25 protein-coding genes are annotated in these 25,437 nt (G+C 61.2%); 17 read left to right on the plus strand and 8 right to left on the minus strand.

The features are described from left to right. Positions 1-226 precede the first annotated feature (226 nt). Positions 227-1,162, plus strand: a complete 936-nt coding sequence (locus DTW90_RS02130; protein WP_149336198.1) for an endonuclease/exonuclease/phosphatase family protein — start codon at positions 227-229, stop codon at positions 1,160-1,162. A gap of 3 nt (positions 1,163-1,165) precedes the next feature. On the opposite strand, the gene DTW90_RS02135 is transcribed toward DTW90_RS02130, so the two are convergent. Beyond that, positions 1,166-3,028, minus strand: a complete 1,863-nt coding sequence (locus DTW90_RS02135; RefSeq protein WP_149336199.1) for an ABC transporter ATP-binding protein — start codon at positions 3,026-3,028, stop codon at positions 1,166-1,168. Between the two features lie 142 nt (positions 3,029-3,170). Between DTW90_RS02135 and DTW90_RS02140 the strand changes: the two genes are divergently transcribed. Beyond that, entirely contained in the window at positions 3,171-3,425 is a 255-nt protein-coding gene (locus tag DTW90_RS02140; RefSeq protein WP_149336200.1) for a ribbon-helix-helix domain-containing protein, read from the plus strand. A gap of 4 nt (positions 3,426-3,429) precedes the next feature. Continuing rightward, positions 3,430-3,705 carry a type II toxin-antitoxin system RelE/ParE family toxin gene (locus tag DTW90_RS02145; protein ID WP_149336201.1) on the plus strand — a complete coding sequence of 92 codons (276 nt, stop codon included), beginning with the start codon at positions 3,430-3,432 and terminating at the stop codon, positions 3,703-3,705. 45 nt (positions 3,706-3,750) lie between these two features. Here DTW90_RS02145 and DTW90_RS02150 read toward each other — a convergent pair whose 3' ends face one another. After that, positions 3,751-5,604, minus strand: coding sequence for an ABC transporter ATP-binding protein (locus DTW90_RS02150; protein ID WP_132519924.1), 1,854 nt, complete (start codon positions 5,602-5,604; stop codon positions 3,751-3,753). 390 nt (positions 5,605-5,994) lie between these two features. Here DTW90_RS02150 and DTW90_RS02155 point away from each other — a divergent pair, with 390 nt between their 5' ends. The 4 genes from DTW90_RS02155 (at position 5,995) to DTW90_RS02170 (ending at position 10,040) form a co-directional block, all read left to right on the plus strand. Further along, positions 5,995-6,456, plus strand: a complete 462-nt coding sequence (locus tag DTW90_RS02155) for a tRNA (cytidine(34)-2'-O)-methyltransferase (RefSeq protein WP_132519350.1) — start codon at positions 5,995-5,997, stop codon at positions 6,454-6,456. A gap of 109 nt (positions 6,457-6,565) precedes the next feature. Then, positions 6,566-7,696 (plus strand): hypothetical protein, encoded by a 1,131-nt coding sequence (locus DTW90_RS02160; protein ID WP_246664872.1) that lies wholly within the window; start codon positions 6,566-6,568, stop codon positions 7,694-7,696. 216 nt (positions 7,697-7,912) lie between these two features. After that, the gene (locus DTW90_RS02165) at positions 7,913-9,553 is read left to right on the plus strand and encodes a Na/Pi cotransporter family protein (RefSeq protein ID WP_149336202.1); all 1,641 of its coding nucleotides are present in this window, start codon (positions 7,913-7,915) and stop codon (positions 9,551-9,553) included. Positions 9,554-9,629: 76 nt separating this feature from the next. Continuing rightward, the gene (locus DTW90_RS02170) at positions 9,630-10,040 is read left to right on the plus strand and encodes a VOC family protein (protein ID WP_149336203.1); all 411 of its coding nucleotides are present in this window, start codon (positions 9,630-9,632) and stop codon (positions 10,038-10,040) included. A gap of 13 nt (positions 10,041-10,053) precedes the next feature. Here the strand turns inward: DTW90_RS02170 and DTW90_RS02175 are convergent, their stop codons facing one another. After that, on the minus strand, positions 10,054-10,314 hold the full coding sequence (locus DTW90_RS02175) for a hypothetical protein (RefSeq protein ID WP_132519341.1): 261 nt from the start codon (positions 10,312-10,314) through the stop codon (positions 10,054-10,056). Between the two features lie 171 nt (positions 10,315-10,485). Here DTW90_RS02175 and hemF point away from each other — a divergent pair, with 171 nt between their 5' ends. The 3 genes from hemF to DTW90_RS02190 all read left to right on the plus strand — a co-directional run bounded on the left by hemF (position 10,486) and on the right by DTW90_RS02190 (position 12,089). Then, a complete protein-coding gene (hemF, locus tag DTW90_RS02180; RefSeq protein WP_132519338.1) occupies positions 10,486-11,397 on the plus strand; it encodes an oxygen-dependent coproporphyrinogen oxidase in 912 nt (303 codons plus the stop codon). A gap of 84 nt (positions 11,398-11,481) precedes the next feature. Beyond that, positions 11,482-11,751, plus strand: coding sequence for a hypothetical protein (locus DTW90_RS02185; RefSeq protein ID WP_149336204.1), 270 nt, complete (start codon positions 11,482-11,484; stop codon positions 11,749-11,751). A 152-nt stretch (positions 11,752-11,903) separates the two neighbouring features. Then, positions 11,904-12,089, plus strand: a complete 186-nt coding sequence (locus DTW90_RS02190; RefSeq protein ID WP_132519332.1) for a DUF1059 domain-containing protein — start codon at positions 11,904-11,906, stop codon at positions 12,087-12,089. 2 nt (positions 12,090-12,091) lie between these two features. On the opposite strand, the gene DTW90_RS02195 is transcribed toward DTW90_RS02190, so the two are convergent. The 3 genes from DTW90_RS02195 to DTW90_RS02205 are packed head-to-tail and all read right to left on the minus strand — an operon-like array spanning position 12,092 to position 14,600. Continuing rightward, positions 12,092-13,348 carry a CCA tRNA nucleotidyltransferase gene (locus tag DTW90_RS02195; protein ID WP_132519329.1) on the minus strand — a complete coding sequence of 419 codons (1,257 nt, stop codon included), beginning with the start codon at positions 13,346-13,348 and terminating at the stop codon, positions 12,092-12,094. Continuing rightward, the gene (locus DTW90_RS02200; RefSeq protein WP_149336205.1) at positions 13,345-13,980 is read right to left on the minus strand and encodes a CoA pyrophosphatase; all 636 of its coding nucleotides are present in this window, start codon (positions 13,978-13,980) and stop codon (positions 13,345-13,347) included. Before DTW90_RS02200 ends, DTW90_RS02195 begins: the two co-directional genes overlap by 4 nt. Then, on the minus strand, positions 13,977-14,600 hold the full coding sequence (locus tag DTW90_RS02205) for a DUF1285 domain-containing protein (RefSeq protein WP_132519323.1): 624 nt from the start codon (positions 14,598-14,600) through the stop codon (positions 13,977-13,979). Before DTW90_RS02205 ends, DTW90_RS02200 begins: the two co-directional genes overlap by 4 nt. Before the next feature lie 159 nt (positions 14,601-14,759). Here DTW90_RS02205 and DTW90_RS02210 point away from each other — a divergent pair, with 159 nt between their 5' ends. From DTW90_RS02210 to DTW90_RS02230, 5 genes are read left to right on the plus strand one after another with little or no spacing between them, the layout of a single operon-like run. Beyond that, complete coding sequence (locus DTW90_RS02210; protein ID WP_149336206.1) at positions 14,760-15,773, plus strand: MoxR family ATPase; 1,014 nt, start codon at positions 14,760-14,762, stop codon at positions 15,771-15,773. Positions 15,774-15,787: 14 nt separating this feature from the next. Then, positions 15,788-16,708 carry a DUF58 domain-containing protein gene (locus DTW90_RS02215; protein ID WP_132519317.1) on the plus strand — a complete coding sequence of 307 codons (921 nt, stop codon included), beginning with the start codon at positions 15,788-15,790 and terminating at the stop codon, positions 16,706-16,708. Then, positions 16,705-19,530: a DUF4159 domain-containing protein gene (locus DTW90_RS02220; RefSeq protein ID WP_149336207.1), complete on the plus strand. Its 2,826-nt coding sequence runs from the start codon at positions 16,705-16,707 to the stop codon at positions 19,528-19,530. The genes DTW90_RS02215 and DTW90_RS02220 overlap by 4 nt, the downstream gene beginning before the upstream one ends. Continuing rightward, positions 19,530-21,602, plus strand: coding sequence for a hypothetical protein (locus DTW90_RS02225; RefSeq protein WP_149336208.1), 2,073 nt, complete (start codon positions 19,530-19,532; stop codon positions 21,600-21,602). The genes DTW90_RS02220 and DTW90_RS02225 overlap by 1 nt, the downstream gene beginning before the upstream one ends. Further along, positions 21,599-22,039: a GNAT family N-acetyltransferase gene (locus DTW90_RS02230; protein WP_132519308.1), complete on the plus strand. Its 441-nt coding sequence runs from the start codon at positions 21,599-21,601 to the stop codon at positions 22,037-22,039. The genes DTW90_RS02225 and DTW90_RS02230 overlap by 4 nt, the downstream gene beginning before the upstream one ends. Positions 22,040-22,049: 10 nt before the next feature. Here DTW90_RS02230 and DTW90_RS02235 read toward each other — a convergent pair whose 3' ends face one another. After that, a complete protein-coding gene (locus DTW90_RS02235) occupies positions 22,050-22,613 on the minus strand; it encodes an N-acetyltransferase (protein ID WP_132519305.1) in 564 nt (187 codons plus the stop codon). 266 nt (positions 22,614-22,879) lie between these two features. Here DTW90_RS02235 and DTW90_RS02240 point away from each other — a divergent pair, with 266 nt between their 5' ends. Beyond that, positions 22,880-23,869: a glutathione S-transferase family protein gene (locus tag DTW90_RS02240; protein ID WP_149336209.1), complete on the plus strand. Its 990-nt coding sequence runs from the start codon at positions 22,880-22,882 to the stop codon at positions 23,867-23,869. A 2-nt stretch (positions 23,870-23,871) separates the two neighbouring features. Here DTW90_RS02240 and DTW90_RS02245 read toward each other — a convergent pair whose 3' ends face one another. Then, positions 23,872-24,303 (minus strand): NUDIX domain-containing protein, encoded by a 432-nt coding sequence (locus tag DTW90_RS02245; protein ID WP_245512609.1) that lies wholly within the window; start codon positions 24,301-24,303, stop codon positions 23,872-23,874. A 143-nt stretch (positions 24,304-24,446) separates the two neighbouring features. Here DTW90_RS02245 and DTW90_RS02250 point away from each other — a divergent pair, with 143 nt between their 5' ends. Continuing rightward, positions 24,447-25,385 carry a metallophosphoesterase gene (locus DTW90_RS02250; protein WP_132519299.1) on the plus strand — a complete coding sequence of 313 codons (939 nt, stop codon included), beginning with the start codon at positions 24,447-24,449 and terminating at the stop codon, positions 25,383-25,385. Positions 25,386-25,437 lie beyond the last annotated feature (52 nt).

Below are 25,437 nucleotides of genomic sequence, written 5' to 3' on the forward strand. Positions count from 1 at the left end.
GGCACAATGTCGCGGGAAAAGCCTCCCATCGGGCCGTCACAGATCAGCTTAGTTTCAGCTTCATCGGTTAAGTCGCCCTAACCGCATGAAATGGTGCATGATTCACCCAAGAAGAATTCTCGCCGCAAAGCGAAATAAACCCTGAAATTCTTGCTGCGTTGCAACAATACGAGCGCTGTGCTACGCGCTTGACCGCAACTCTCCAACCGAGGTCTAGAACGGCATCATGAGAGACACGATCTACTGCGTTCTATGTGTCCTCCTTACCCTTGCACTCGTCGTACTCTCCGGCCGCTACATTATAGGCGATCTCTGGCTGCTCGCCTTTTTCGAAAGCCTGCAGGCCCATTTCAGCATCGCGTGTATCGTCGGCGCGCTTCTTGCCTTCGCCGTCAAGCGGCATTGGTATGCGGTCGTTCTCGGCATCGTCGGAGTCGCCCTGCTTGTGCATTCCGTGATCATGTTGAAAGAACACTCGGCAACAGCACCTGCCGCGGCTGCAACGCCGACCTACAGGCTGCTCTCCTTCAATATCGACAACGACAATTTTGCCAACGGCGAGCGCATCGCTGACCTGATCATCGGCTCGAAGGCCGACGTTGTGGAAGTGTTTGAAGCGCAGCCGTTGCTGTCGCAGATGGCTCGTCTCGAGCAGGCCTATCCCTATCGCATCGGATGCGGAGCCGTCACGAAGGATTGCGATTCGCTGCTGCTTTCAACGCGCCCGTTTCAGCGGCAGCTGATCCGCAACCTCAGCGTCCTGTGGCAGCAGCGCTTCTTTATGGCAATAATCGATTTTGACGGGCAGTCGATCAATTTCGCCTCCGCCCATCTCAGCAAACCCTATTTCGACGAATTCCACGAATACGAACTCACGGTGCTCTACTACATCCTCTACTGGATAAAGGGCCCGACGATCCTGGCCGGGGATTTCAATGCGTCGGTCATCGCTCCGGATATGCAGAAATTCCTGGCACGCGCGGGTTTGAATCACGTCTTCCCGGAGCCTTCGACCTGGCCGATTGAAGCGGGCGCCTACGGCATCAGCATCGACCACGTCTTTGCAAGGCCACCACTTCAGTTGAAATCGGTCAAGCAGATCCCCGATGCGATGGGATCGAACCACTACGGGCTGATGACGGAATTCACGATCGCCAAATAGGCGTCACACGGCGTCGACGGCGATGAAGCCGCCGGACTGACGCGCCCATAGCTCGGAATAGAGGCCGCCCCTTGCGATCAATTCCGCATGGGTCCCCTCCTCGATGATCTTGCCCTTGTCGACGACGATCAGGCGATCAAGCGCGGCGATGGTCGAAAGCCGGTGTGCGATCGCAAGCACCGTCTTGCCCTCCATCATGCCGGACAGATTGGACTGGATCGCTTCTTCCACTTCGGAATCCAGCGCCGACGTCGCCTCGTCGAGAACGAGGATCGGCGCATCCTTGAGCATGACCCGCGCGATCGCAATCCGCTGGCGCTGACCGCCCGATAGTTTCACGCCGCGTTCACCGACATGCGCGTCGAAACCCGTCCGCCCCTGCTGGTCATGCAGTCGCTGGATGAAATCGAGCGCCTCGGCCCGCCGGGCAGCTTCGACAAGTCGTGCCTCACCGGCATCGGGACGGCCGAAAAGGATGTTGTCGCGAACGGAGCGGTGCAGCAGCGCCGTATCCTGGCTGACGACACCGATCTGCATCCGCAGGGATTCCTGACGCACCCCGGCGATGTCCTGACCATCGACGAGGATGCGCCCGCCCTCGACGTCGTAAAGTCGAAGCAAAAGGCTGACCAGCGTCGACTTGCCAGCCCCCGAACGCCCGACAATGCCGACCTTTTCGCCCGGATTGATGGTCAGCGAGAACCGGTCGATCACGCCGCTCCCCTTTCCGTAGTGAAAGGAGACATTCTCGAAGCGGATGCCGGGCTGCCTGACGATCAGGTCTTTAGCGCCGGGCCGATCGACCAGCGACAGCGGCTGCGAGATCATTTCGGCCGCGTTCTGCACCGTTCCCAGATTGCGCATGATGCCGTTGAACTGCGTCATCAGCCGCGCGAGCAGGAAATTCAGCCGCAAAACCAGCGCCAGCGAGAAGGCCACGGCGCCGGAACTGACAATCCCGTTCAGCCAGAGATGCACGCTGATGGCAGCCATGGTCACGATCATCAGGCCGGAAAGAAGCGCCATCGATGCGCGAACGCCAGTGATGAAGCGCGTGAAGCTCAGCACCGTTTCCTGGAAGAAATCGAAGCCCTGCCGCATGTAGCGGTCGCTTTCCTCGTCACGCGAGAAAAGCTTCAGCGTCTGAATGTTCGCATAGGCGTCCACCATGCGGCCATTGATCATCGAGGCGGCTTCCGCCGTCTCGCGCGAGTGATAGCGGATGCGCGGCACGAAGTAGCGCGCCAACACCGAAAAGGCGCACAGCCAGAAGACCACGACAGCCGCCAGCGACCAGTCGAGCCGTCCGACCAGCGCAATCGTCGTAACCGCGTAGATCCCTACGAACCACACGCTCTCCATCAGCGACGTCACGAGATCGCCCGCCGCCTGTCCGGCCGACCAGACCTTGGTGACGATGCGTCCGGAAAAATCGCTCTGGAAGAATGACAGCGATTGCCGGGAGACATAGAGATAGGCCTGCCAGCGCGCCAGATTGTAGAAGCCTGGCGTGATCACCTGCTGGTCGATCAGGGCGATGAGGAAGGCGACGGCGAAGCGCACGAGGCCGATCAGCCCGAGCATGCCGAAAAGCTCGAAGCCGTGGGCCGCCATCAGCCCGTTCCAGCCATCCGCGGGCTTGATGGTCGCGAGAATATCGACGAGGCGCCCGACGAACCAGAAGAGCGTCGCCTCGATCGCCGCCGACGTCCCTCCAAGCAACAGCATCGCCGCGAAGGCCCATTTCGCCTGCCCGACATAGAACCAGATGAACCCGCTCGCCGATTTCGGCGGCTGAAGGTTCTCACGGTGCTGGAAAGGATCGATCCAGGTCTCGAAGAATCGGAAAAGGGATTTGACGAGCATAAAGCCGATATAGGCTCATTGCCCGCCCGCGCCTAGCAAGACGGAAGCGAACGGCGGGTTATATTTTCGTCATGTTAAGTGTCGCTATATCGACCTGATCGAAGTTAATCAGTATGATTAGACTTGATAAAAGGAGTCCCTGATGGACACCAAGGTGATGACCGCCCATGTGCCCCTGCCGCTCGCGGAAAAGGTGGATGAAATTGCCGCCCGCCTTGAGCGCTCGCGCGGCTGGGTGATGAAGCAGGCACTGACGGCATGGGTCGAACAGCAGGAAGAGCGCTATCGGCTTACGGTCGAAGCCCTCGACGACGTCGATCGCGGCGCCGTTGTCGATCACAGTGCTGTGGAGGAATGGGCCCAGGGCTTGAACAAGCGTTCTGACTTGCCGGAATGATCTGATGCAGATCAAATGGACGGAAAAGGCTCATTCAGACCTGAAGCGGCTCTATGACTTCCTGGCCCCAGCCAATCGGCAGGCAGCCGCCAAGTCTGTACAGGCGATCGTCGCAGCACCCGTTCAGCTTCTGCGTCATCCCCGCCTCGGCGAAAAGCTCGAGGAATTCGAACCGCGGGACGTCCGCCGCATCCTGATCGGCGCTTATGAAATGCGCTATGAAATCGCGGACGAAACGATCTACATCCTTCGCATTTGGCACGGCCGCGAAGACAGGTAGAAACGGAGCCTTGTCCTTTCACAAGGCCCCGTCTCCGATCGTACTCTACTCCGCCGCCGCTTCCGCCTCTTCATGATCGGCGAGGAAGCCGCCGGACTGGCGGTTCCAGAGGTCGGCGTAGATGCCACCCTTGCTGACCAGATCATGATGCGAGCCCATCTCGATGATGCGCCCCTTGTCGAGCACGACGAGCCGGTCCATCTCGGTCAGCGTCGAAAGCCGGTGGGCGATCGCGATGACCGTCTTGCCCTGCATCAGCGCGAACAGGTTCTCCTGGATCGCCGCTTCGACTTCGGAATCAAGCGCCGAGGTCGCCTCGTCGAGCACCAGGATCGGCGCGTCCTTCAGGAAGACGCGAGCGATCGCGATGCGCTGACGTTGTCCGCCCGAAAGCTTGACGCCGCGCTCGCCGACCTGCGCGTCGAGACCGGCCCTGCCCTGCATGTCCGAGAGCCCCTCGATGAACTCCCAGGCATTGGCGCGCTTTGCCGCCTCGATCACCTCGGCATCGGTGGCGTCTGGCCGGCCATAGGCGATGTTGTCGCGGATCGAGCGATGCAGCAACGAGGTATCCTGCGTGACGACGCCGATCAGCGACCGCAGGCTTTCCTGCGTCACCTTCGAGATATCCTGCCCATCGATGGTGATGCGGCCGGCCTCCAGATCGTAGAAGCGCAACAAGAGGTTCATCAGCGTGGTCTTGCCGGCGCCCGAACGTCCGACGAGACCGACTTTTTCGCCCGCATGGATATCGAGCGTCAGATCCTCGATGACACCCTTCGCCTTGCCGTAGTGGAAGCGGATGTGATCGAAACGGATCGCACCATGCTTCGTGGCCATGGTCGGCGCATTGGCAGCATCGACGATGTCGTGGTTCTTGGTCATCATCTCGATGCCGTCATAGACCGTGCCGATATTCTCGAACAAAGCCGAGACTTCCCACATGATCCATTGCGACATGCCGTTGAAACGCATCGCGAGGCCGACGGCGATCGCAATCGCACCAATGGAAATCGACCCCGTCATCCAGAACCAGATGGACAGGCTGGCGATGACGAAGAGCGCCACGCAGTTGTTGACGTAGACGCTCGCCTGGAAAACGCTGACGTAGCGCATCTGCCCGTGGACCGTCTGCAGGAACTCGTCCATCGCTTCCCTGGCATAGCCTTCTTCGCGGCCGGCATGGGAAAAGAGCTTAACCGTGCTGATGTTGGTATAGCTATCGACGACGCGTCCGGTCATGGTCGAACGTGCATCCGCCTGCATCGCCGCGATCTTCCGCAACCTCGGAATGAAGTAGCTGACGATGCTGACATAGATCGCGAGCCAGAACAGGATCGGGATCATCAGGCGCCAGTCGGCAGCCGCGACGATGACGATCATCGAGATGAAATAGGTGACGACGTAGACGAAGACGTCGAGCACCTTCATCACGCTCTCGCGAATGGCAAGCGATGTCTGCATCACCTTGGTCGCAACGCGTCCGGCGAACTCGTTGGCGAAGAAGGTCATGCTGTGACGCAGCAGGAAACGGTGCATCTGCCAGCGGGCGATCATGGGATAATTACCCAAGAGCACCTGATGCATGATCAGCGAATCGAGGATGGAGGCGACCGGCAGGCCGACAAGCACCATTGCGCCCATCCAGAAGAGCTTCCAACCCTGCGTCTGCAGGAACGTCGCTTTATCGGCATGAGACAGCCAGTCGACGATCTCGCCGAGGAACTGAAAGAGAAACACCTCACCGATGGCAATCGACATGGTGAGCAAGCTCATCATGGCAAGCCAGGGCGCTGCGGGCTTGCTGTAGTGCCAGCAGAAGGCAAAGAGACCCCGAGGCGGAACATCGGGTTCCTCGCCCGGAAAAGGGTTCAACCGCTGTTCGAACCAGCCAAACATGAAATGCTCCAGAACGTCTGCATCCGGCTCGGACCGCTGCATCTTGATTTGCAGCCTATATGGGAGCCCGGAGATTGAAGAACGAGGCCGCGATGGCCGCGCAACGGATCGAAAAATCAGGAAGTGTGCGAAAAACCGCTAGGATGCTCGGATGGTTACCATGGCATCACGGTAAGGAGGCGCACATTTGCAAAACTGATCATTCGAGCCTCCCTAGTCGCTGGTTGTGGAGCACAGGCGTTTTACCCGTCATTTCCGGCTTTGAAAAGTGAAAATCGGCCGAAAACGCCCACGGAATGTGCACTTTTTCTGATGGGAGCTATCAATTTTGCCGGGTCCGACAGCAGATCGCGGTTGAGATTGGCGTCCGATATCGTCTAGACGGACATGATGAGCCTCCTGCAAATCGCCCTTTACCAGCCCGACATTCCCGGCAACACCGGCACGATCCTGCGTCTCGCCGCCTGCCTCGGCCTTGCCGTCGACATCATAGAACCTGCAGGCTTCGATATTTCCGACCGAAACCTGAAGCGCGCCGGCATGGACTATCTCGCGGCTGTCACGCTGACGCGGCATGTGAACTGGGATCGCTTCGAGGAATGGCGGGCAGAAACCGGGCGTCGCCTGATCCTTGCCTCCACCAAGGCAGCCGAGCGCTATACCGATTTTTCCTTCAAGAGCGACGACATCCTGCTCTTCGGACGGGAAAGCGCCGGCGTGCCGGACCATGTGCATGACAAGGCCGACGGCCGCATTCTGATCCCCATGATGGAAGGCCAGCGCTCCATCAACGTCGCCATGTCTGCTGCCATGATTGCGGGCGAGGCACTGCGCCAGACAGGCTGGGCGTAATCGCCGCAGGTCCCGGTCTGCGCCCGGATTGCCGTTGGCATCCTATGCAGTTTATGCGAAGCTTGCCCCAGGAATGCTCTAACTTTCGGCAACCTTGGCGAGGTCACCCATGTTTCAGACAGCATTCACCCTTACCATGGCTCAATTCGCGCGCAGCCTCAGCCTTCCCGAAAGGCTGCAGCGGACGCCATCGAGAAATCTGGCGCTGGAAGCACTACGCCAGCGCAACACGGCTTTGGATGCCCTGTTCTACGACGTGAAGGTGATCACGCCGGAGGAAGCCTTCTACATCAGCGATTCCCTTGCTGCGCAGGGTTCGATCATGATCGTGCCGCCGACCGGACAGGGCTCCCTGACCCTTTGCGACACCTTTGAGGAATTCGTGCTGCGCGGCGGACGTGACGTCCACGCATTGGCTATAGCAGGCATCGGCGGATCGGCGCTCGGTGCCGCTGCCTTCGCCCGCAACGTGGCGGACGCAGCAAATGCCCCGGCCGCTGTCGTTGTGTCAGGCTACGGCCTTGCCGATATCGTAACGGAAGCATTCGGCGGCCACTTTTTCTTCGGTCATCTCCGCGGCCTGCGCCCGACTTTCGAAGCGCTGGACGATCTTGCGGGCAGGCCGAAATTCGGTGCCGCTGAAAAGACCGAGACCGAGCATCCGTCACGCGCCTGCTTGGACACCAGAACGGTGCGCGCCCTGCTCGGCGATGCCCGCCTGTCGTTCAATCTTCTCGTCGGCCATTCCAAGGGCAATCTCGTGCTGTCGGCCGCCCTGCACGACCTCGTCAAAAGCGATGCCGGCCGCGCGGACCTGCTGGCGCGGCACATCAAGATCGTCACCTTCGGCTCCCGCATCGCCATGCCGCCAGTCTTCACCGATGTCGTCGATGTCATGGGAGCCTGGGACTGGTTCGGCGAGATCAACTCCCGCTCCTTCATCCCTGCGGATCGGTACATATCCAATGCCGGCCACCACACCAATACCGACCTTCCAAATCATATGCCGGTGACCGACACGCTGCGGGAGATTTTGCAAACGGCGACAAGGGTTGAAGAAAGCCCTGCTGCGTCCGACCCGCATGTCGCGGCCGCTCCGGATATTGCCCCGGCCCCACCTGCCCGCAAGACGGGCAGTAGATCGGCCAAGAAACCTCCTTCAAAAGAGGCAATTGTCAGTGTCGCAGCTCAAGAGGCAGCCGCCAGAGAGCAGCCACCGGAATACTCCAAGCCGCATTGATCGCAGAACCCGCGCATTGGCCGGACTCCGCCGGAATATGTCGCACCCGGTGTTGAAAAGCCGGCGCTTTAGCTCATATTAACATTAGCCGGCAACTGAATCCGGCCCTAGGAGCCATGCGCCTTTCAATGCTGAAAAACATGCCTTTTCAGCAACTTGCGCCAATCTTCTGAATCAATCCGTCCGACGGCATGAGAAAGAATAAAAAGACTTTAGATGCAATCGACCGTCGTCATGATTAATCTGTTCGGTGCCGTGGCGCTTCTGCTGTTCGGCCCGGCTCAGGTTAAAGATGGTGTATCGCGCGCCTTCGGAGCGAAGCTTCGGACGGGCCTCGCACGCGGCACCAAGGGCGGCATCCGCTCGTTCTTTTCCGGTTTCATCGCGACGATCGCCCTGCAGAGTTCGACGGCAACCGCGCTGATGGTCGCCTCCTTCGTCGAGCGCGAGCTGATGCAGCCGAAAATGGCGCAGATCGTCCTCCTCGGCGCCAATGTCGGCACCGCCGTCACGGCATGGATCGTGGCAACAGGCATCGAATGGCTGTCGCCGCTGATCATCCTCATCGGCATAGGTCTCTATCGCCGTGCCTCGAGCAGCCAGCAGGGCATGGGTCTTGCGCTGATCGGCGTCGGGCTGATGCTGCTGTCGCTGCAATTGCTGAGCCTTGCAACGGAGCCGATGCGCCAGTCGCCCGCGCTGGCCGCCTTCATTGGCCTGCTCGACGGCGCATTGCCAGTGGCGTTGATCTTTTCGGCAACGCTTGCGTTCGTCTCGTCCTCGAGCCTTGCCGTCGTCGTCCTCATTCTGTCGCTCGCATCTGCCGGCATCCTGTCGCCCGGTTTGACCGTCGTTCTCGTTCTTGGCGCCAATCTCGGCGGCGCCATACCGCCGGTCCTGGCAACGCTGCGCGGTCCAGCGACCGCCCGCCGGGTGACGCTCGGCAACCTGATCGTCCGCGCCATCGGTTGCCTGATCGCCATGCCGCTCGCAGGCCCGCTCGGCGATCTCCTGCAGCTGCTGCCGACGCCGCCCTCCAAACTGCCGGTCGACGCCCATCTTCTCTTCAATATCGCCCTCGCTCTGCTCGCCTGGCCTTTCTCCCCCATGTTGTCGCGGCTGATGACGCGGCTTGTGCGGGACGATCCGGCGAAAGACGACGGACCCAAATTTCTGGACGATGACGCCCTCGGCACCCCGACCATGGCTCTGGCCAATGCGACCCGCGAGGTCCTGGCAGTGGGCGACCTGATCGAGCGGATGCTCATTCGCACGGAGAATGCCTTCAACCGCGACGACATGGCCCCGCTGAGCGAAATCGCTCCGCTCGAGCGGCGTGTCGATCAGCTGCAACAGGAGGTGAAGCTCTATCTCTCAAAGCTCGGAAGGACTGGGCTCGACGAGGAAACCGGACGCCGCTCGATCGTCATCATCGACTATGCGATCAACCTCGAGCACATCGGCGACATCATCGAGAAGGGCCTGTGCGAGCAGGTCCGCAAGAAGATTGCCAATGGCCTGGCATTCTCCGACGACGGCTACAAGGAGCTGCAGAGCCTTTTCGACCTGACCATCGACAATCTGCGCGTGGCCCAGACAATCCTGGTCACTCGCGACTTCGGCCTTGCCCGCCAGCTCATGGAAGTGAAGGTCAACGTGCGGCGGATGGAGAAGGAATCCTCCGAACGCCATCTGGAACGCCTTCGCGACGGCCGCGTCGACAGCCTGCAGACCAGCTCGCTTCATCTCGACATGCTGAGAGACCTGAAGCGCATCAACGCCCATATCATCTCGGTCGCCCACCCGATCCTCGACGAGAGCGGGCTGCTGATTGAGAGCCGCCTGCGCAACGCATGAGCCGCTGCCTTCCTACCCCCTTCACATTTCCATGATAGCACCTCCTGGAACCATATGGTGAAAGGAGCGAAACATCATGCAGCTTGTACCCTGCCTGGCCTTTAACGGCGATTGCCGACAGGCTTTCGAATTCTATCATCAATGCCTGGGCGGCGAGATCGTCGCCATGGTGGATTACAGCCACCCCGAGGTTGCCAATCACGTTCCGCCCGACTGGCATGACAAGATCATGCATGCACGCCTTGTTACCGACAACGCCGTGCTGATGGGATCAGACAACCGCGGAGAGACGGGAAAGAACGACGGCTTTTCCGTCGCGGTTCAGGTGAGCGACGAGGAAGAAGCCGAGCGGATATTCGCCGCATTGTCGGAAGGCGGGACAGTGACGATGCCGATCGGCGAGACCTTTTGGTCGTCACGCTTCGGCATGTTCGTCGACCGCTATGGCGTGTCGTGGATGGTCAATTGCGAGAGGCCGATGGGTTGACCCGACCGAAAACTCAATCGGCCGAAGGCAGGCGGCGCATGGTGAATTCGATACGGTCACCCTCGACCTGCCGCCAGCTTTCGACTTCGGTCCAATAGGCAGCTTTCGGAAACGCATCGAACCACTCGCGCGCCTTGGCGCGAGCCTCGGGACGGCTGAGGCAGTAGGTCTCGCGAACGAACTCGCCCCTGCCCCCGGCGGTCTTCTCCTGCCGGTGACGGGCAATTCTGCGCTTCAACCCATCAAGGGGCGGCGGTCCTGGAATTTTCGTCATAAAGCCTCGCCTGTGCCCCAAAAAGATAATATTGCCTGCGGCAATTTGCGAGTCGAATCTCGGATCGGCTGTGACCGCTCATGCTGGCCGCAACCCGGCCTTGCTGCTAAGTAGAAGCGGAAATCGAAGTCATACGAGTCGCCGGGAACGGCGACCTGCCGGAGAGCATGAATGGAACGCCCGCAAATCCCGACGGGACTCCCCGCCGACATTGAAGACAAGAAGGTAGCTGCGCGTGCCTGGTTCGAAGAGCTGCGCGATACGATCTGCGCCCAATTCGAGGCGCTGGAAAACGAGCTTACCGGCCCGCTCGCCGACCAGGAGCCTGGCCGTTTCGTCGCCAAGGACTGGCAACGGGATAATGGTGAAGGCGGCGGCGGTCGCATGTCGATCATGGAAGGACGCGTCTTTGAAAAGGTCGGCGTCCACACCTCGACAGTCTTCGGCGAATTTTCCGCCGATTTCCGCAGCCAAATCCCCGGCGCAAGCGAGGATCCTCGCTTCTGGGCATCGGGCATCTCGCTGATTGCCCATCCGGTCAATCCCAATGTCCCGACCGTGCACATGAATACGCGCATGGTCGTCACGACAAGCCGCTGGTTCGGCGGCGGCGCCGACCTGACGCCGGTCCTCGTCCGTCGCCGCACCCAGGAGGATGTTGACACCCAGCTCTTCCATCGTTCGATGCAGATCGCCTGCAACCGGCATCCGGTCGCCGATTACGAGCGCTACAAGACTTGGTGCGACGAGTATTTCTACCTCAAGCATCGCAACGAGGCCCGCGGTGTCGGCGGCATCTTCTACGACTGGCTGCATTCGGCGGAAGAGGCCGGCGGCTGGGATGCCGATTTCGCCTTCACCCGCGACGTCGGCCGGGCATTTTCGATGGTCTATCCGAAGATCGTGCGCTCCAACTTCAATCAACCATGGACCGAGGAGGATCGCGACGAGCAATTGATCCGCCGCGGCCGGTATGTGGAGTTCAACCTGCTCTACGACCGCGGTACCATTTTCGGATTAAAGACGGGCGGAAACGTCGAGTCGATCCTGTCTTCGCTGCCCCCGGTCGTCCGGTGGCCCTAATATTAAATCATGGCGAACGGGCTACAATAATTCCGTAAACATACTACGTTATCATTAGTACGTTACAGTCTGGAGGAGATTGTTATGTCTAAGGAAAGTAGTGCCGCGGATACGGATGACGTTTCGCGAACAATTGAGACGCCGGAATTCCTAAAACGTCTTGCCGAAGATCTGAAGGAAAAGAGCGGTTCCGATCTGCCGCTCTCCTGCTTCATCGAGCAGGTGAAAATGCAGCTCGCCGGAAAATCCCGAGCTGAAGTGCTGCGGATAGCCGCCAATCAAAGCAAGAAGCCGATGCCAATGCCGACCTACGAAACGTCGGATTGCTTCCGAGCCTGGGCGATGCCCGAATAACGATATGAGATGTTGGACGCCTGGTTGCCGGAGGAGGCAGATCAGGCGCTGAACTTTTCTCGACGCTCTGCGTTTCACCGTCAGACCTCGTGCATATGAGATCGATATGCACGAGGCCTTTGCATGCCTAAATCAAACGTAAGGAGACAGCTATGCGACTGTTCGAATGTGGCACTCTCGTTCCCGGATGCGACTGGCACACCCGCGCCGACAACGATGCTGAAGTCGTCAGACGTGCCGTGGAACACATGAGAACCGCCCATGGCGAAACCATTATTCGCGAAAACATGGTCGACAACATCAAGGCCCGCATCCGCAACGAGGCGAACGCGGCCTGACATCAGGAATTTGCCATCTCTTTCAGCCGGGCGAGCAGCGTCGCCCGGTCAATGGAGAAGTTTGCGTCGATCCACTGCTGCTCAAGCTTGCCGAGCACCGCGCCGACCTGCGGCCCCGACGCGATCCCCACTGCGAGAGCGTCGGCGCCGTTGACCGGAAATGACGGCTTCTTCCATTTGATGGCGCGCTGCAGCAGATTGCTCAGCCTCGCCGACCGGGCCATCTCGTTGAAATCCCCCTCGGCCTTGCTTCTGGCAATCGCCAGCGCCAGCCTCAGGCGCATGATGACGCCTTCGACGGATTGCCGGTAGAGCAGCCGGTCGAAAGCAGCCTCCGACAGATCATCCTTGACCTCTGATGACATGGCCCAAGCCTGCAACTGGGCCGCTTCGGCCTTGGAAAGCCTCAGCCTTTCGCTTAGCTTCGCCAGCCGTTCCGCATCAGGAGGAACGATAGCCGCAAGCCTCAGCAGCGGATCGGGAACCCAGCCGAGCGCCTGTTCGGTGGCGATGAGGCCCGGAACGGCATCAATGCCCCATTTCTCCGTTTCCGGCAGGATTTCAGTCAGGGCGCCGACCTGGCGCATCCAGAGCAGCGCGCGACCGGGATCAGGTGCTGTGAGCAGCTTCTTCGTTTCCGACCATACACGTTCCGCCGAAAGCGACTTCAGCGTCGAGCGGGCGGCAGCACAGGCGCGCAAGCCGTCGGCATCCGGGCGACCGCTGCCATAATAGGCAAAGAAGCGGAAGAAGCGGAGGATACGAAGGCGGTCTTCCGCAATCCGCTGAGCCGCCTCGCCGATAAAGCGGACATTGCGCTTCTCGATATCGGGCAATCCGCCGACGAGGTCGATCACCTCCCCATCCGCGGTAGCATAGAGCGCGTTCATCGTCAGGTCCCGCCGTTCGGCGTCCAACTGCCAATCCGTGCTGAAGGAAACTTGCGCATGGCGGCCGTCGGTTTCCACGTCACGCCTGAGGGTCGTCACTTCGAACGGCCTGCCATCCACGACGAGAGTTACGGTGCCGTGGGCGATACCTGTTGGCACGGCCTTGATGCCGGCGGCAACGGCGCGCTCGGTCACCGCCTCCGGCAGCAGCGTCGTCGCAATATCGACGTCGGCGACAGGCAGTCCCAGCAGGCTGTTGCGCACGGCGCCGCCGACCACCCGCCCCTCGCCGCCATCGGCGTTGAGAAGGGCCAGCACGCGCTTCAATGCCGGATCGTTGAACCAAGTCTCGGCCGCGACCGTGGTCATGCATAAAGCCTTTCATAAAGAGTGCGGACGATACCGGCAGTAATGCCCCAGATCATCCTTGAACCATAGGGCATCCGGTAGAAATGCCGCTCCATGCCCTGCCAGTTCATGCTGTCGCGGACGTGGTGCTCGGGATTCATCAGGAAAGAGAGCGGAACCTCGAAGACATCGTCGACCTCAGTCGGATTGAGGTCGAGATCGAAGCCGCGCTTGACCACCGACAGCACCGGCGTGATGCGGAACCCCGTTGCCGCCAGATAATGCGGGAGGCGCGCCACCGGCTCGACGAAGATATCGGCAAGACCGATCTCCTCCTGCGCCTCGCGCATCGCCGCCATTTCGGGCGAGTCGTCGCTCGGGTCGACAGCGCCGCCGGGAAAGGCGATCTGCCCGGAATGCTTGCGCAGCGTCGACGTGCGCAGCGTGAAGATGACCTTGGCCTCCTCGCCGTCATCGACCACGGGAACGAGCACCGCCGCATCACGCAGCTTCATTCCCTCGACATGCTCGATGGTCAGCGGATTGAGCAGGTGGTCGCCATGCTCTCGCCATGAGAGCTCGACCGGATTGCCATTCTGGTTGAGCGCGCGACGACGAAATTCATCGGCAGAATAGAGGGGTAATTCGTTCATGACGCCAGAGCATCCAGTTCCGCCGCGGGCATGACCGGAAAGACGGCGCCGCCGGATCGGACGCAGAACATATCCACCCCTGATATTTCAAGCGTTTCGCCAAGCTCGATAAGGTCATACATCACCGCCCGCGATACCAGCGCCTCAAGGCGGCCACGGACGTGCAGATAGGGCTTCAACTCCTTGTTTTCGCCATGAATGACAAAGCGGATCGGATATTCCTCGCCCGCCTCGACGACGTCGCCGACATTGGTGCGGAACGTCAGGATCTGCTCTTGGCCGCGCATGGTTCTGCTCATCTCGACCGCCAGGAACGGCGCATCGACAATCCTGATCCCGACCTTTTCCACAGGGGTGACGAGATAGGTCTTGCCGTCCTCGTCCTTCCGCAGGACGGTCGAGAAAAGCCGGACGAGCGGGGCGCGGCCGATCGGCGTTCCCATGTAGAACCAGGTGCCGTCGGCGCGGATTTCCATGTCGATATCGCCGCAGAACGGCGGGTTCCAACGCTCCACCGGGGGCAGACCGCGCTTGCCATCACCGCTCTCGCCGGCCGCACGCGAAATCAGCGCGGCAAGGCCTGCGGCATCGCTCGTCCCTCTGATTTCTTCGGCTGCCATTCTTCCGTCCCGGTTTGACCTTAACCATTTAAACTCACGAGATAGTCATTCGCTCGCCGCTTGTCAGCCATCTTCGTGGGGATAAGTTCTATCTGTTGCGAGGCGAATGTGTAAGAACTGCGAATCTCCGTTACCACCTTCCAGATGCTGGAGATGCACATGGGCATGATGAATTCGACTGAGACTGGCCTCGACGAACAGGCAATGATCGCTTCGGCTGAACAGGCTTTAGGCGATATCGCCTCCATCCGCCAGGAAGTGTCGAAGGTCATCTTCGGTCAGGAAGGCGTGGTCGAAAAGACGTTGCTCGCGGTGCTGGCTGGCGGCCATGCGCTCCTCGTCGGGGTACCCGGCCTCGCCAAGACCAAGCTCGTGACGACGCTTGGCGACGTTCTCGGCATTTCCTCCAACCGTATCCAGTTCACCCCGGACCTGATGCCGTCGGATATCCTCGGCTCCGAGGTCATGGACCAGGATGAGAATGGCCGACGCTCCTTCCGTTTCGTCAAGGGCCCGGTCTTCACGCAGCTATTGATGGCTGACGAGATCAACCGCGCGTCGCCGCGCACGCAGTCGGCGCTGCTACAGTCCATGCAGGAATACCACGTCACCATCGCCGGCCAGCGTTTCGATCTGCCCGCTCCCTTCCACGTGCTCGCGACGCAAAACCCGCTGGAGCAGGAAGGCACCTATCCGCTGCCCGAAGCGCAGCTCGACCGTTTCCTGCTGCAGGTGGATGTCGGCTATCCGGAACTCGCCGACGAGCGCAAGATCCTGCTCGAGACGACAGGCTTGCACGAAACGACGCCGTGCGCTGTCATCGATGCCGACCGGCTGCTGCAAATCCAGAAGCTGATCCGGCAGATGCCGGTCAGCGACGGCGTTGTCGAAGCCATTTTGTCGCTTGTGCGCTCCGCGCGCCCGGGACAGGGCAACGCATCGACCGACAAGCATGTAGCCTGGGGACCAGGCCCGCGCGCCGGCCAGGCCATGATGCTTTGCACGCGCGCTCGCGCGCTCTATGAGGGCCGGCTCGCACCGTCGATCGACGATGTCCATGCGCTCGCCGAGCCGATCCTCGAGCACCGCATGGCGCTGACCTTCGCCGCGCGTGCGGAAGGCATGTCGGTACGCGATGTGATTGCGGGGCTTGTCAAGCAGACCAAGGCGTAAGGAGAAACCGGCGCGTGGCATCCATCGGACAGATCGTCAGCCCGACCCCTGGCAATGATGCCCTTGCTCGCGCTCGCAGCCGCGCCGCCCTCGTGCCCGATTGCCTCGTTGAGGCCAAGCGTATCGCCAATACCGTCATTGCCGGCTGGCATGGCCGGCGCAAGCGCGGTATCGGCGAGAATTTCTGGCAGTTCCGTCCCTATACCGAAGGCGAAGGCCTGGCGCGCATCGACTGGCGCCGCTCGGCCCGCGACGACCATACCTACATTCGCGACCACGAATGGGAAGCTGCCCACACGATCTGGCTGTGGGCCGACATGTCGCCGTCGATGATGTACAAATCGACCTATGGCAGCGTCTCCAAGGAAAGCCGTGCGCTGGTTCTGATGCTGGCGCTTGCCGAAATCCTCGCCCGCTCCGGCGAGCGCATCGGCTGCCCCGGTGTCATGGAGCCGATTTCTGCCCGCAACGCCGCCGAGCGGCTGGCGGCAGCTCTTATGCATGCCCCCCTGACGGGCGGATTGCCCGAGACGAACATGATCCGCGGCTGGAGCGACCTCGTCCTGATCGGCGATTTCCTCGACGATGCCGAAAGCATCATGGCGCGGCTCGGCCCGCTTGCCCGCCGGGGCCTGCAGGGCCATGTGGTCGAAGTCGCAGATCCCGCCGAAGAGGTCTTCCCCTATAGCGGCAGAACCGAATTCACCGATCCGGAAACGGGCACCAAGCTGGTCGCCGGACGCGCCGAAAACGTGCGTGAGGAATATCAGCGCGCCTATCTCGGCCGCCGCGAGGCCCTTGGCGAATCCCTTCGCCACCTCGGCTGGACCTTCGTCAGCCATCGCACCGATCATCTAGCATCGTCAGCGCTTGTCGCCGTCCATATGTATCTGTCTGGCATGCCCGCCAGAGCGATGCACGGAGGGCGATCATGAGCGCTTTCGCCTTTGCCTATCCGGCCATTCTCGGCGCGCTGGTCGTACTGCCTGTTATCTGGTGGCTGCTGCGCCTGACGCCACCCATGCCGAAGCCGGAAGTGTTTCCGCCGCTGAAGATCCTCGCGTCGGTCCTCAAGCGGGAAGAGACACCGTCGAAGAGCCCCTGGTGGCTGACGCTGCTGCGCATGCTGCTGGCGGCAGTCGTCATTCTCGCCATTGCCGATCCGGTCTTCAATCCGCGCGTCAATTCGCTGGCGTCGAACGGACCGCTGGTTCTCGTGGTCGACAACAGCTGGGCAAGCGCGCCGGATTGGGAGCGCCGTGTTCAAACCGCCGACGCGCTGATCGGCGATGCCGATGCAAACAGTACGCCGGTTGTCATCGCGTTCACCGCGGAATCCACTAACGATGCGGTCGCAGGTACTGCGACTGCGGCGCGTGAAAAGCTCCATGCCGCCGCCCCCAAGCCGCTGGTTCCGGATCGCGATCGCGCGATACAATCGGTCAAGGCGGCACTCAACGGTACGCACCCCGGCACCCTCGCCTTCCTCACGGACGGTATAGCCTCCGAGGAAAAGGATGACGCCGTAGCGCAGCTCGCCGCCCTGCAGCCGGCTGAGATGCGCCTGATCGAAGGCGACGGCAGCGACACGGTCGCCATAACCGGCGCCGCAAACGCTTCTGACAACATGACCGTCACCGCTACCCGGTTGAACGGCCGCAGCCCGACGCGGCTGGCGCTTAGTGCCCAGGACAACCAGGGACGCGCCATTGCCGCCGGCAGCCTGAATTTCTCTGCCGGGCAGACGGTCTCGACGGGTTCGATCGCCGCTCCCTTCGAAATGCGCAACGATTTCGCCCGTATCAGCATCGACAATCATGCGACGGTGGGCGCAGTCCATCTGCTCGACGACGGCTTCAAGCGCCGCCGCGTGGCTCTCCTTTCGGGGCAGGCAACCGATGAATACCAGCCGTTGCTGTCGCCGCTCTATTACATCCACCGCGCCCTGCAGCCCTATGCCGATCTCGTCGAGCCTGACGCCGCCGATCTGGCGAAGTCCATAAATGAATTGCTGACCGGCAATCCCTCCGTGATCATCATGGCCGATATCGGCCGTCTGCCGCAGGAAAGCTATGCGCCGCTCCAGCATTGGCTGGAGAATGGCGGTACGCTGATCCGGTTCGCTGGGCCTCGCCTTGCCGCAGCGCCTGCCGATGATCCGCTCGTGCCGGTTACGCTGCGCCAGGGCGAACGCGCCTTTGGCGGCGCGCTCTCCTGGGCCCAGCCGCAACCGCTCGCCGATTTCCCCTCTTTCGGCCCCTTCGCCGGAATGGCAAAGCCGACCAATGTGCTTGTCAAACGTCAGGTCCTGGCGGAGCCGACCCCGGATCTTGCCGAGCGCACCTGGGCAAGCCTTGCCGACGGCACGCCGCTGGTGACGGAAAAGGAAATGGGAACGGGGCGCATCGTCCTCTTCCACGTCAGCGCCGAAGCGACCTGGTCGGACCTGCCGATATCAGGCGATTTCGTCGAGATGCTGCGGCGTCTCGTACAGCTCTCGCGCTCCGGCGGCGTGACCTCGCAGGCGAGCGCGGCGAAGGCCGCGGAAGTGCTGCCGCCGTTCCGGCTCCTCAACGCCAAGGGCGTATTGGTCAGCGAAACCGGCTCTGCCCGCCCGCTGGAAACCGCGAAAAAGGGACCGCTATTGTCGAGCTTCGACAACCCTCCCGGCCTTTACGGATCGGAAGAAGGCTTTACGGCTCTCAACATCCTGCCGCCGGGCGCTGAACTCAAGCCGCTTGATGCCTCGGCTGCCGGTGTGAATGTGATACGGGAAGGACTGATCGGCGGAGAGGCTTGGTCTGCCAAGCCGCTACTCTTCTTCATCGCCTTCCTGCTGCTTCTGGCCGATAGCCTGATCGTGCTTCTGATGAACGGCGCATTGCCGCGCATGCGCAAAACAGCCGGCAGCGTCGCTAAGGCGGCTGCAATCATCGGATTGGCATTTTCCGCAGCCGCGTTCCTGCATCCCGTAGACATGCGAGCCGACGACTCCAAGCCGGGTGACGAAGCAATATATTCGCGGCTCGACAAGACGCATCTTGCCTATGTCATCACGGGCGAGAGCGATGTCGACCATATTTCCGACCGAGGGCTCGAGGGCCTGACCGAATTCCTGACATACCGGACCACGCTGGAGCCCGGCCCGCCGATCGGGATAGACATAAACAAGGACGAGCTTTCCTTCTACCCGATCATCTACTGGCCGATTTCCGCGACCGCGCCGATGCCCTCAAACGAGGCGATCAACCGCATCGATGCCTATATGCGCAGCGGCGGCACCGTCCTCTTCGATACGCGCGACGCGCTCAATTCGCTCGGCGACAACAGCGCACCGAGCCCGAACGGCCAGCGCCTGCAGGCAATCCTTGCCAATCTTGACATACCGCCGCTCGAGCCGGTTCCGTCGAACCACGTGCTGACCAAGTCTTTCTATCTCCTGTCCAGCTTTCCCGGCCGCTATACCGGCAGTCCGCTATGGATCGAGCAAAGCCAGGACAACAGCAAGAACAAGCCCGACCGGCCCGTGGCATCGTCGGATGGCGTTACGCCCATCATGATAACGGGCAATGACCTAGCCGGCGCATGGGCCGTCGATGAGAATGGCTCCCCGCTGCTTCCAACCGTTCCCCAGGATGAGACGCAGCGCGAATATGCCTTCCGAACAGGGGTCAACATCATGATGTATATGCTGACCGGCAACTACAAATCGGATCAGGTCCACGTCCACGATATCCTGGAACGATTGGGCCAGTAATGACGCTAGGTTTTTCGCCCTTCCTCCCCTGGTCCTTTCTGGCAGTCCTTGCGGCCGTGATGGTGCTGATCGCAGCCTTCGCCTTCTGGCGGCGCATCCGCGGCGCCTGGATTCGCGCCTTGGCAGCGCTTTGCCTTCTGGCGGCGCTGGCCAATCCTGTTTTCATGCAGGAGGACCGCGACCAGCTCTCGACCATCGTGCCCGTCATCGTCGACCGCAGCCAGAGCCAACAGACGCCCGAGCGCATCAAGATGACGAATGATGCGCTGGCGGCGCTGAAGGATCGTCTTGCGCAATTCCCGCGCATCGAGCCGCGTTTCGTCGACGCCAAGGATCCGGCGGAAGCCGAGTCCCCCTCGACGCGCCTCTTTGCCGCCCTCCATACGGCCATCGCCGACGTTCCGCCCGCGCGCATCGGCGGCGCCATCTTCCTGACCGACGGCCAGATCCACGATATTCCCGGCGTCAACCAGGCGCTCGGCTTCGATGCCCCGATCCATGGGCTGATTACCGGCCGTGCCGACGAATTCGACCGACGCATCGAAGTGGTGCGCGCGCCTCGCTTCGGCATCGTCAACGAGGACCAGCAGCTCACCTTCCGCGTCGTCGACGACGGCAAGAGCCCCGGCGGCTCGGCGCCCGTCACGGTGCGGATGAATGGCGACGAGATCGCGACGCTGCAGGCAACGCCCGGCCAGGAAATCCCGCTGAGCTTCAAGGTGCCGCGCGCCGGCAACAATGTCCTCGAATTCAGCGTGCCCGAACTGCCCGGCGAGGTCACATCGACCAACAACCGGACCGTCCAGCTGATCGAAGGCATTCGCCAGAACATGCGCGTTCTGCTGATCTCGGGCGAGCCGCATTCCGGCGAGCGCGCCTGGCGTAACCTCCTGAAATCGGACGCATCGATCGATCTCGTCCATTTCACCATCCTGCGTCCGCCGGACAAGCAGGACGGCACGCCCGTCAATGAGCTGTCGCTGATCGCCTTCCCGACCCGCGAGCTCTTCGTCGACAAGATCAATGATTTCGACCTGATCGTCTTCGACCGCTATCAGGATCGCGCCAACGTGCTGCCGATGCTCTACTACGACTACATCGCCCAGTACGTGCAGAATGGCGGTGCGCTGCTGGTCGCGGCCGGTCCCGAACATGCGAGCGAATCCTCGATCGCGCTGACGCCGCTCTCCTCGGTGCTGCCTGCGGCGCCGACCGGCCAGATGATCGAGAAGCCCTTCTATCCGCGCCTTTCCGACGAAGGCAAGAAGCATCCGGTCACCCGAGGCCTTGATGGCGCCGATCAGGAGCCGCCGCATTGGGGCCGCTGGTTCCGAAGCGTCGACGTCGAGCCGCCGCAGGGCCAGACCGTAATGGTCGGGGCGGACAATCATCCGCTGCTGGTGTTGAACCGCGTCGGCCAGGGCCGCGTTGCCATGCTTCTATCGGATCAGGGCTGGCTCTGGGCGCGCGGCTTCGAAGGCGGCGGTCCGCACGTCTCGCTCTATCGCCGCATCGCACACTGGCTGCTGAAGGAGCCGGCGCTCGAGGAGGAAGCTCTGACCGCGACCGCATCCGGCCGCAACCTGCAGATCACCCGCCAGACGCTGGGCGACAATCCCGGCAACGCCACGATCAAGTACCCTTCCGGTAGGACGGAAACCGTGCCGCTCACCCAGTCGGAGCCCGGCCTCTATCGTGCAGAGAAACACATGGATGAAATCGGCCTCTTCCAGATCGCCAACGGCAATCTGACGACGCTGGTCCATGTCGGGGCCGTCGATGCGCCGGAATTCAAGGCGATGATCTCGACCACGGACACACTGAAGCCCTTGGCTGACAAGACCAAGGGGCTAGTGACCCGCGTCGCGAGCAACGGCGGCGGCGTCACCGTACCGCCGATCCTGCCGGTGCGCGGCGCCGTTCGCTCGCCCGACGATCAGCGGCTCACGATCCGCATGACCGACGAGACGGTGCTGAAGGGGATCAATACGTTGCCGCTCTTTGCCGGCTTCGCGGGCCTTGCCGCCCTCCTCTTCGTCTTTGCCGCAACCTGGTGGCGTGAGGGCCGATGAGCGTCAGCGGACCGCACCTCGATCTGACGGACGAGCCCTCCCAGGAGGATCTGGCCGTCATCAGCGAACGCCTTACCGGCTTCAACGCCGACGATGTCGGCCCGTCGGGCCGACGATCGGTTGCCGTATTCATCCGCGATGCCGAAGGCAAAGTGGTTGGAGGACTATCCGGCTATACCGCCTGGGGTTGGCTGTTCACCCAATGGCTCTTTGTCCCGCCGGAATTTCGCGGCCAGGGCATGGCCGGGAGGTTACTGGAAACGGCGGAAGCCGAAGCAATCACACGCGGCTGCCACGGCGCGTGGATCGACACGTTCAGCCCGCAGGCGTTGCGAGCCTATCAGCGGCAGGGCTATGTGATCTTCGGAGAGCTTCCGGAATTCCCGATCGGCCGCAGCCGCTTCTTTCTGCAGAAGCGGCTGATTTCGGAAAGCTGAGCATTCAGGATCAGGCGCGAGCCCTATAGGCCAGTGCTGGAATTTCCTCGTCTTCGAGGACAGCCTCCTCGGCTTGCTCGCGCCAGGCGATCGTCCCGTGCAGCCGCTCATGCACATCTGCCGCAATCGGCACGACCAGCACGCGGCCGGGATCGACCGGGCCTGGGAAAGCCAAGGCGTTATAGGCGACCTTCTCGAAGCCGAGCGGCCCGTAATAGGGCGGATCGCCGACGAGGATCACCGCCTCCGACCCCTTGCGCCTCGCAGCCTCCACGGCGATGCGGACCAGCTCACGGCCGATGCCCTTGTTTTTGTGTGAAGGCCGAACCGCGAGCGGCCCGAGCAGATGACCTTTGACCGTGCCGGCCAGCACCGGCGTCATCCTGACGGATGCGATCGTCTCGCCATCATCGGCGCAGATGAAGGAGAGCGAGCGATCGTGCGGCCCCTGCTCGCGGATCCGCGCAGCGGCACGGACAAACCGTCCGGGACCAAATGCTTCTTCGTTGATGAGTTCGATGACGTCGTCGTGCGACGCGTCCTCAGTGAGGTAGACCAGATCGTGCTTGTGCATGAACGTAAGAAACCGGATAGACAAAAGGGATGAATCTCGAACACGCCGTCAGGCGTTCGGGAGCATCAGCGTCGTCGCAGGCTTCTCGCTGCGTTCATCAATCGGGACCTCAAACAAATTGTGAAAAGCGCGATAGCAGGAAATAAGCTGCCCGTCCAATGCAAAATATCCGGATTGGAGTGCAGACGCACTGTTCAATCTTTGCCATCTCGAATTTTCGCCATTCCATCGTATTTTTCACACAGGTTCACCGAAAGGACGAGATTATGGGCATGCTGGTTGACGGCGTCTGGCATGACGTCTGGTACGACACAAAGGAATCAAAGGGCCATTTCAAGCGCGCTGCATCGCAGTTCCGAAACTGGGTGACGGCCGACGGCGCTCCGGGCCCAAGCGGCACGGGCGGCTTCAAGGCCGAGGCCGGACGATATCACCTCTATGTGGCGTTGGCCTGCCCCTGGGCGCACCGCACCCTCATCTTCCGCAAGCTGAAGAAGCTGGAGAACATCATTTCCGTCTCCATCGTCGATCCCCTGATGCTGGAAAACGGATGGGAGTTCAAAAACCGCGACGGCGGGACCGTGGACCATCTCTTCGGATCAAAGGCCCTCTGGGAAATCTACGTGAAGGCCGATCCGCGCTATTCCGGCCGCGTCACCGTGCCCGTGCTCTGGGACAAGAAGAACGAAACGATCGTCAACAACGAATCGTCCGAAATCATCCGCATGTTCAACAGCGCCTTCAATGGCATCACCGGCTCAAGGGAGGATTTCTACCCCGAACCCCTGCAGGCCGAGATCGATGCGCTGAATGCGGTCGTCTACGACACCGTCAACAACGGCGTCTACAAGGCGGGCTTTGCGACCACGCAGGAAGCCTATGGTGAAAACGTGGCCAAGCTGTTCGAAACGCTGGATATGCTGGACAAGCGCCTGGGCAAGAGCCGCTACCTCTTCGGCGACTCGATAACCGAAGCCGACTGGCGGCTGTTCACCACGCTGGTGCGCTTTGACGCCGTCTATGTCGGCCATTTCAAGTGCAACATCCGCCGCATCGACGATTACAAGAACCTGCCCGGCTATCTCAGGGACCTCTACCAGGTGCCGGGAGTGGCCGAAACGGTGAACCTCGCTCATATCAAGGAACACTATTACCGCAGCCACAAGACTATCAATCCGACCGGCATCGTCCCCGTCGGCCCTGATCTGGACTTCGACCGGCCACACGGTCGCAACGCGTTAGCGGTTGCCGCCTGAGGTCACCAATAATCGGAGAGCGGCGTGCTGCCCTCCAGCTCCCTCAGACGGCGGTGCGTGGCGGCCGTCGTCTCGGGAGGCAGGTCGTCGAGAGGAAAGAAGCCGGATTCCACAATCTCGAGATTGGGCTTCCGTGGAGCGGTCTGCTCGACCGTCACACGATAGAACAGGACATGGTCGCGTTTGCTCGCCGCCTTGTTGTAATAGACATGGAAGAACTGCGGTCGCGCCGTCATCACGAGGTTTCCCTCCTCGCGCAATTCTTTGATCAGAGCCTGCTCGACGGTCTCGCGCCGCTCGACGCCGCCGCCCGGCATATGCCAGCCGGGAAGATAGGAATGTCGCACCAGGAAAAGCCGCCCTTCGCTATCGAAACAGGCGGCGCGCACGCCCATCGTCATGCCGCGCGAAACGGCAAAATAACTATGGATCATGTAGCCGAGTATCCGGCCCCGCCAACTGCGCATGGACGGTGAAGACCGCTCGTTCAAAATGTCACTCCCCTGCGTGACGTTCCGCCGCATGCCGGAGGAAATCCGGCGAAACCTTTTGCTGCGCTGCAGCTGAAGTGTTTGATTTGACAGTAGCCTGGTCTATGTCTCATTTCATGTTCAAGCTCGCGCATATCTCCGATATCCATCTCGGACCCCTCCCCCGGCTTTCGATTCGGGAACTCGCTTCCAAGCGCATAACCGGATTTGTGAACTGGCACCGAAACCGGCGCAAGCACCTTTTTGGCAGCACGCTCGACGTCCTTCTGCAAGACATTGCCTCAAAAAACGTCGACCACCTTGCCGTCACAGGCGATCTGGTCAACCTCGCCAGCGGCATCGAAATCCGCACGGCAGCCGAATGGCTGACAACGGTGGGCGATCCGGCCTTCGCTTCCGTTGTGCCGGGCAATCATGACGCTTATGTGCCCGGCGCCTACGAAAAATCGATGCGCGCCTGGTATCCCTATGTTCGCGGCGATCACGCGCCTGCGGAATGGAGCGAGGAAGGTCACATCTTCCCGTACTTGCGCATCCGCGATCGCGTCGCCCTGATCGGCTGCTCGACGGCTGTCGCAACACCACCCTTTGCAGCCAGTGGCTACTTCAGTCCGAGGCAGGCCCGCGAGACCGTCAATATGCTGCGCGCCGCCGGCGAGGCCGGCCTGTTTCGCGTCGTCATGATCCATCATCCTCCGATCCGTGGCGCGACCTCCTTCTACAAGCGCATGATCGGCATCCGCCGCTTTGCTGCCGTGGTCTCGACCGGCGGCGCCGAACTCGTCCTGCACGGTCACACCCATCTCAACACGCTGCATTGGCTGCGGGGACAGACGGGGCCGGTGCCCGTGGTCGGCATCGCTTCCGCCTCGCAGGGACCGGGCAGCCACAAGCCGCCGGCCGCCTATAATCTCTTCACGATCTCGGGGGCACCGGGCTCCTGGAATCTGCAGGCGGAACGCTTCAGCCTCAATCCCATGGGCGACGCGGTTTCAGGCGAAAGCACAGATATTCTGCGCAGATAGCGTCCAAAAAATCGAACTTCCCCTTTCCTGCGGGAAAGACTGCCTTAGTTTC

This window comes from Neorhizobium sp. P12A (genome assembly GCF_008365395.1).
Taxonomy (GTDB): Bacteria; Pseudomonadota; Alphaproteobacteria; order Rhizobiales; family Rhizobiaceae; genus Rhizobium.

Excerpts from the sequence above, each read along its gene's own strand:
- DTW90_RS02210 (WP_149336206.1), top strand. The coding sequence starts at position 14,760 with ATGGGCATGATGAATTCGACTGAGACTGGCCTCGACGAACAGGCAATG.
- DTW90_RS02195 (WP_132519329.1), bottom strand. The coding sequence starts at position 13,348 with ATGACCACGGTCGCGGCCGAGACTTGGTTCAACGATCCGGCATTGAAG.
- DTW90_RS02200 (WP_149336205.1), bottom strand. The coding sequence starts at position 13,980 with ATGAACGAATTACCCCTCTATTCTGCCGATGAATTTCGTCGTCGCGCG.
- DTW90_RS02130 (WP_149336198.1), top strand. The coding sequence starts at position 227 with ATGAGAGACACGATCTACTGCGTTCTATGTGTCCTCCTTACCCTTGCA.
- DTW90_RS02240 (WP_149336209.1), top strand. The coding sequence starts at position 22,880 with ATGGGCATGCTGGTTGACGGCGTCTGGCATGACGTCTGGTACGACACA.
- DTW90_RS02230 (WP_132519308.1), top strand. The coding sequence starts at position 21,599 with ATGAGCGTCAGCGGACCGCACCTCGATCTGACGGACGAGCCCTCCCAG.
- DTW90_RS02190 (WP_132519332.1), top strand. The coding sequence starts at position 11,904 with ATGCGACTGTTCGAATGTGGCACTCTCGTTCCCGGATGCGACTGGCAC.
- DTW90_RS02185 (WP_149336204.1), top strand. The coding sequence starts at position 11,482 with ATGTCTAAGGAAAGTAGTGCCGCGGATACGGATGACGTTTCGCGAACA.
- DTW90_RS02165 (WP_149336202.1), top strand. The coding sequence starts at position 7,913 with ATGCAATCGACCGTCGTCATGATTAATCTGTTCGGTGCCGTGGCGCTT.
- DTW90_RS02160 (WP_246664872.1), top strand. The coding sequence starts at position 6,566 with ATGTTTCAGACAGCATTCACCCTTACCATGGCTCAATTCGCGCGCAGC.
- DTW90_RS02225 (WP_149336208.1), top strand. The coding sequence starts at position 19,530 with ATGACGCTAGGTTTTTCGCCCTTCCTCCCCTGGTCCTTTCTGGCAGTC.
- DTW90_RS02150 (WP_132519924.1), bottom strand. The coding sequence starts at position 5,604 with ATGTTTGGCTGGTTCGAACAGCGGTTGAACCCTTTTCCGGGCGAGGAA.
- DTW90_RS02140 (WP_149336200.1), top strand. The coding sequence starts at position 3,171 with ATGGACACCAAGGTGATGACCGCCCATGTGCCCCTGCCGCTCGCGGAA.
- DTW90_RS02205 (WP_132519323.1), bottom strand. The coding sequence starts at position 14,600 with ATGGCAGCCGAAGAAATCAGAGGGACGAGCGATGCCGCAGGCCTTGCC.
- DTW90_RS02220 (WP_149336207.1), top strand. The coding sequence starts at position 16,705 with ATGAGCGCTTTCGCCTTTGCCTATCCGGCCATTCTCGGCGCGCTGGTC.
- DTW90_RS02235 (WP_132519305.1), bottom strand. The coding sequence starts at position 22,613 with ATGCACAAGCACGATCTGGTCTACCTCACTGAGGACGCGTCGCACGAC.
- DTW90_RS02145 (WP_149336201.1), top strand. The coding sequence starts at position 3,430 with ATGCAGATCAAATGGACGGAAAAGGCTCATTCAGACCTGAAGCGGCTC.
- DTW90_RS02135 (WP_149336199.1), bottom strand. The coding sequence starts at position 3,028 with ATGCTCGTCAAATCCCTTTTCCGATTCTTCGAGACCTGGATCGATCCT.
- hemF (WP_132519338.1), top strand. The coding sequence starts at position 10,486 with ATGGAACGCCCGCAAATCCCGACGGGACTCCCCGCCGACATTGAAGAC.
- DTW90_RS02245 (WP_245512609.1), bottom strand. The coding sequence starts at position 24,303 with ATGATCCATAGTTATTTTGCCGTTTCGCGCGGCATGACGATGGGCGTG.
- DTW90_RS02175 (WP_132519341.1), bottom strand. The coding sequence starts at position 10,314 with ATGACGAAAATTCCAGGACCGCCGCCCCTTGATGGGTTGAAGCGCAGA.
- DTW90_RS02155 (WP_132519350.1), top strand. The coding sequence starts at position 5,995 with ATGAGCCTCCTGCAAATCGCCCTTTACCAGCCCGACATTCCCGGCAAC.
- DTW90_RS02170 (WP_149336203.1), top strand. The coding sequence starts at position 9,630 with ATGCAGCTTGTACCCTGCCTGGCCTTTAACGGCGATTGCCGACAGGCT.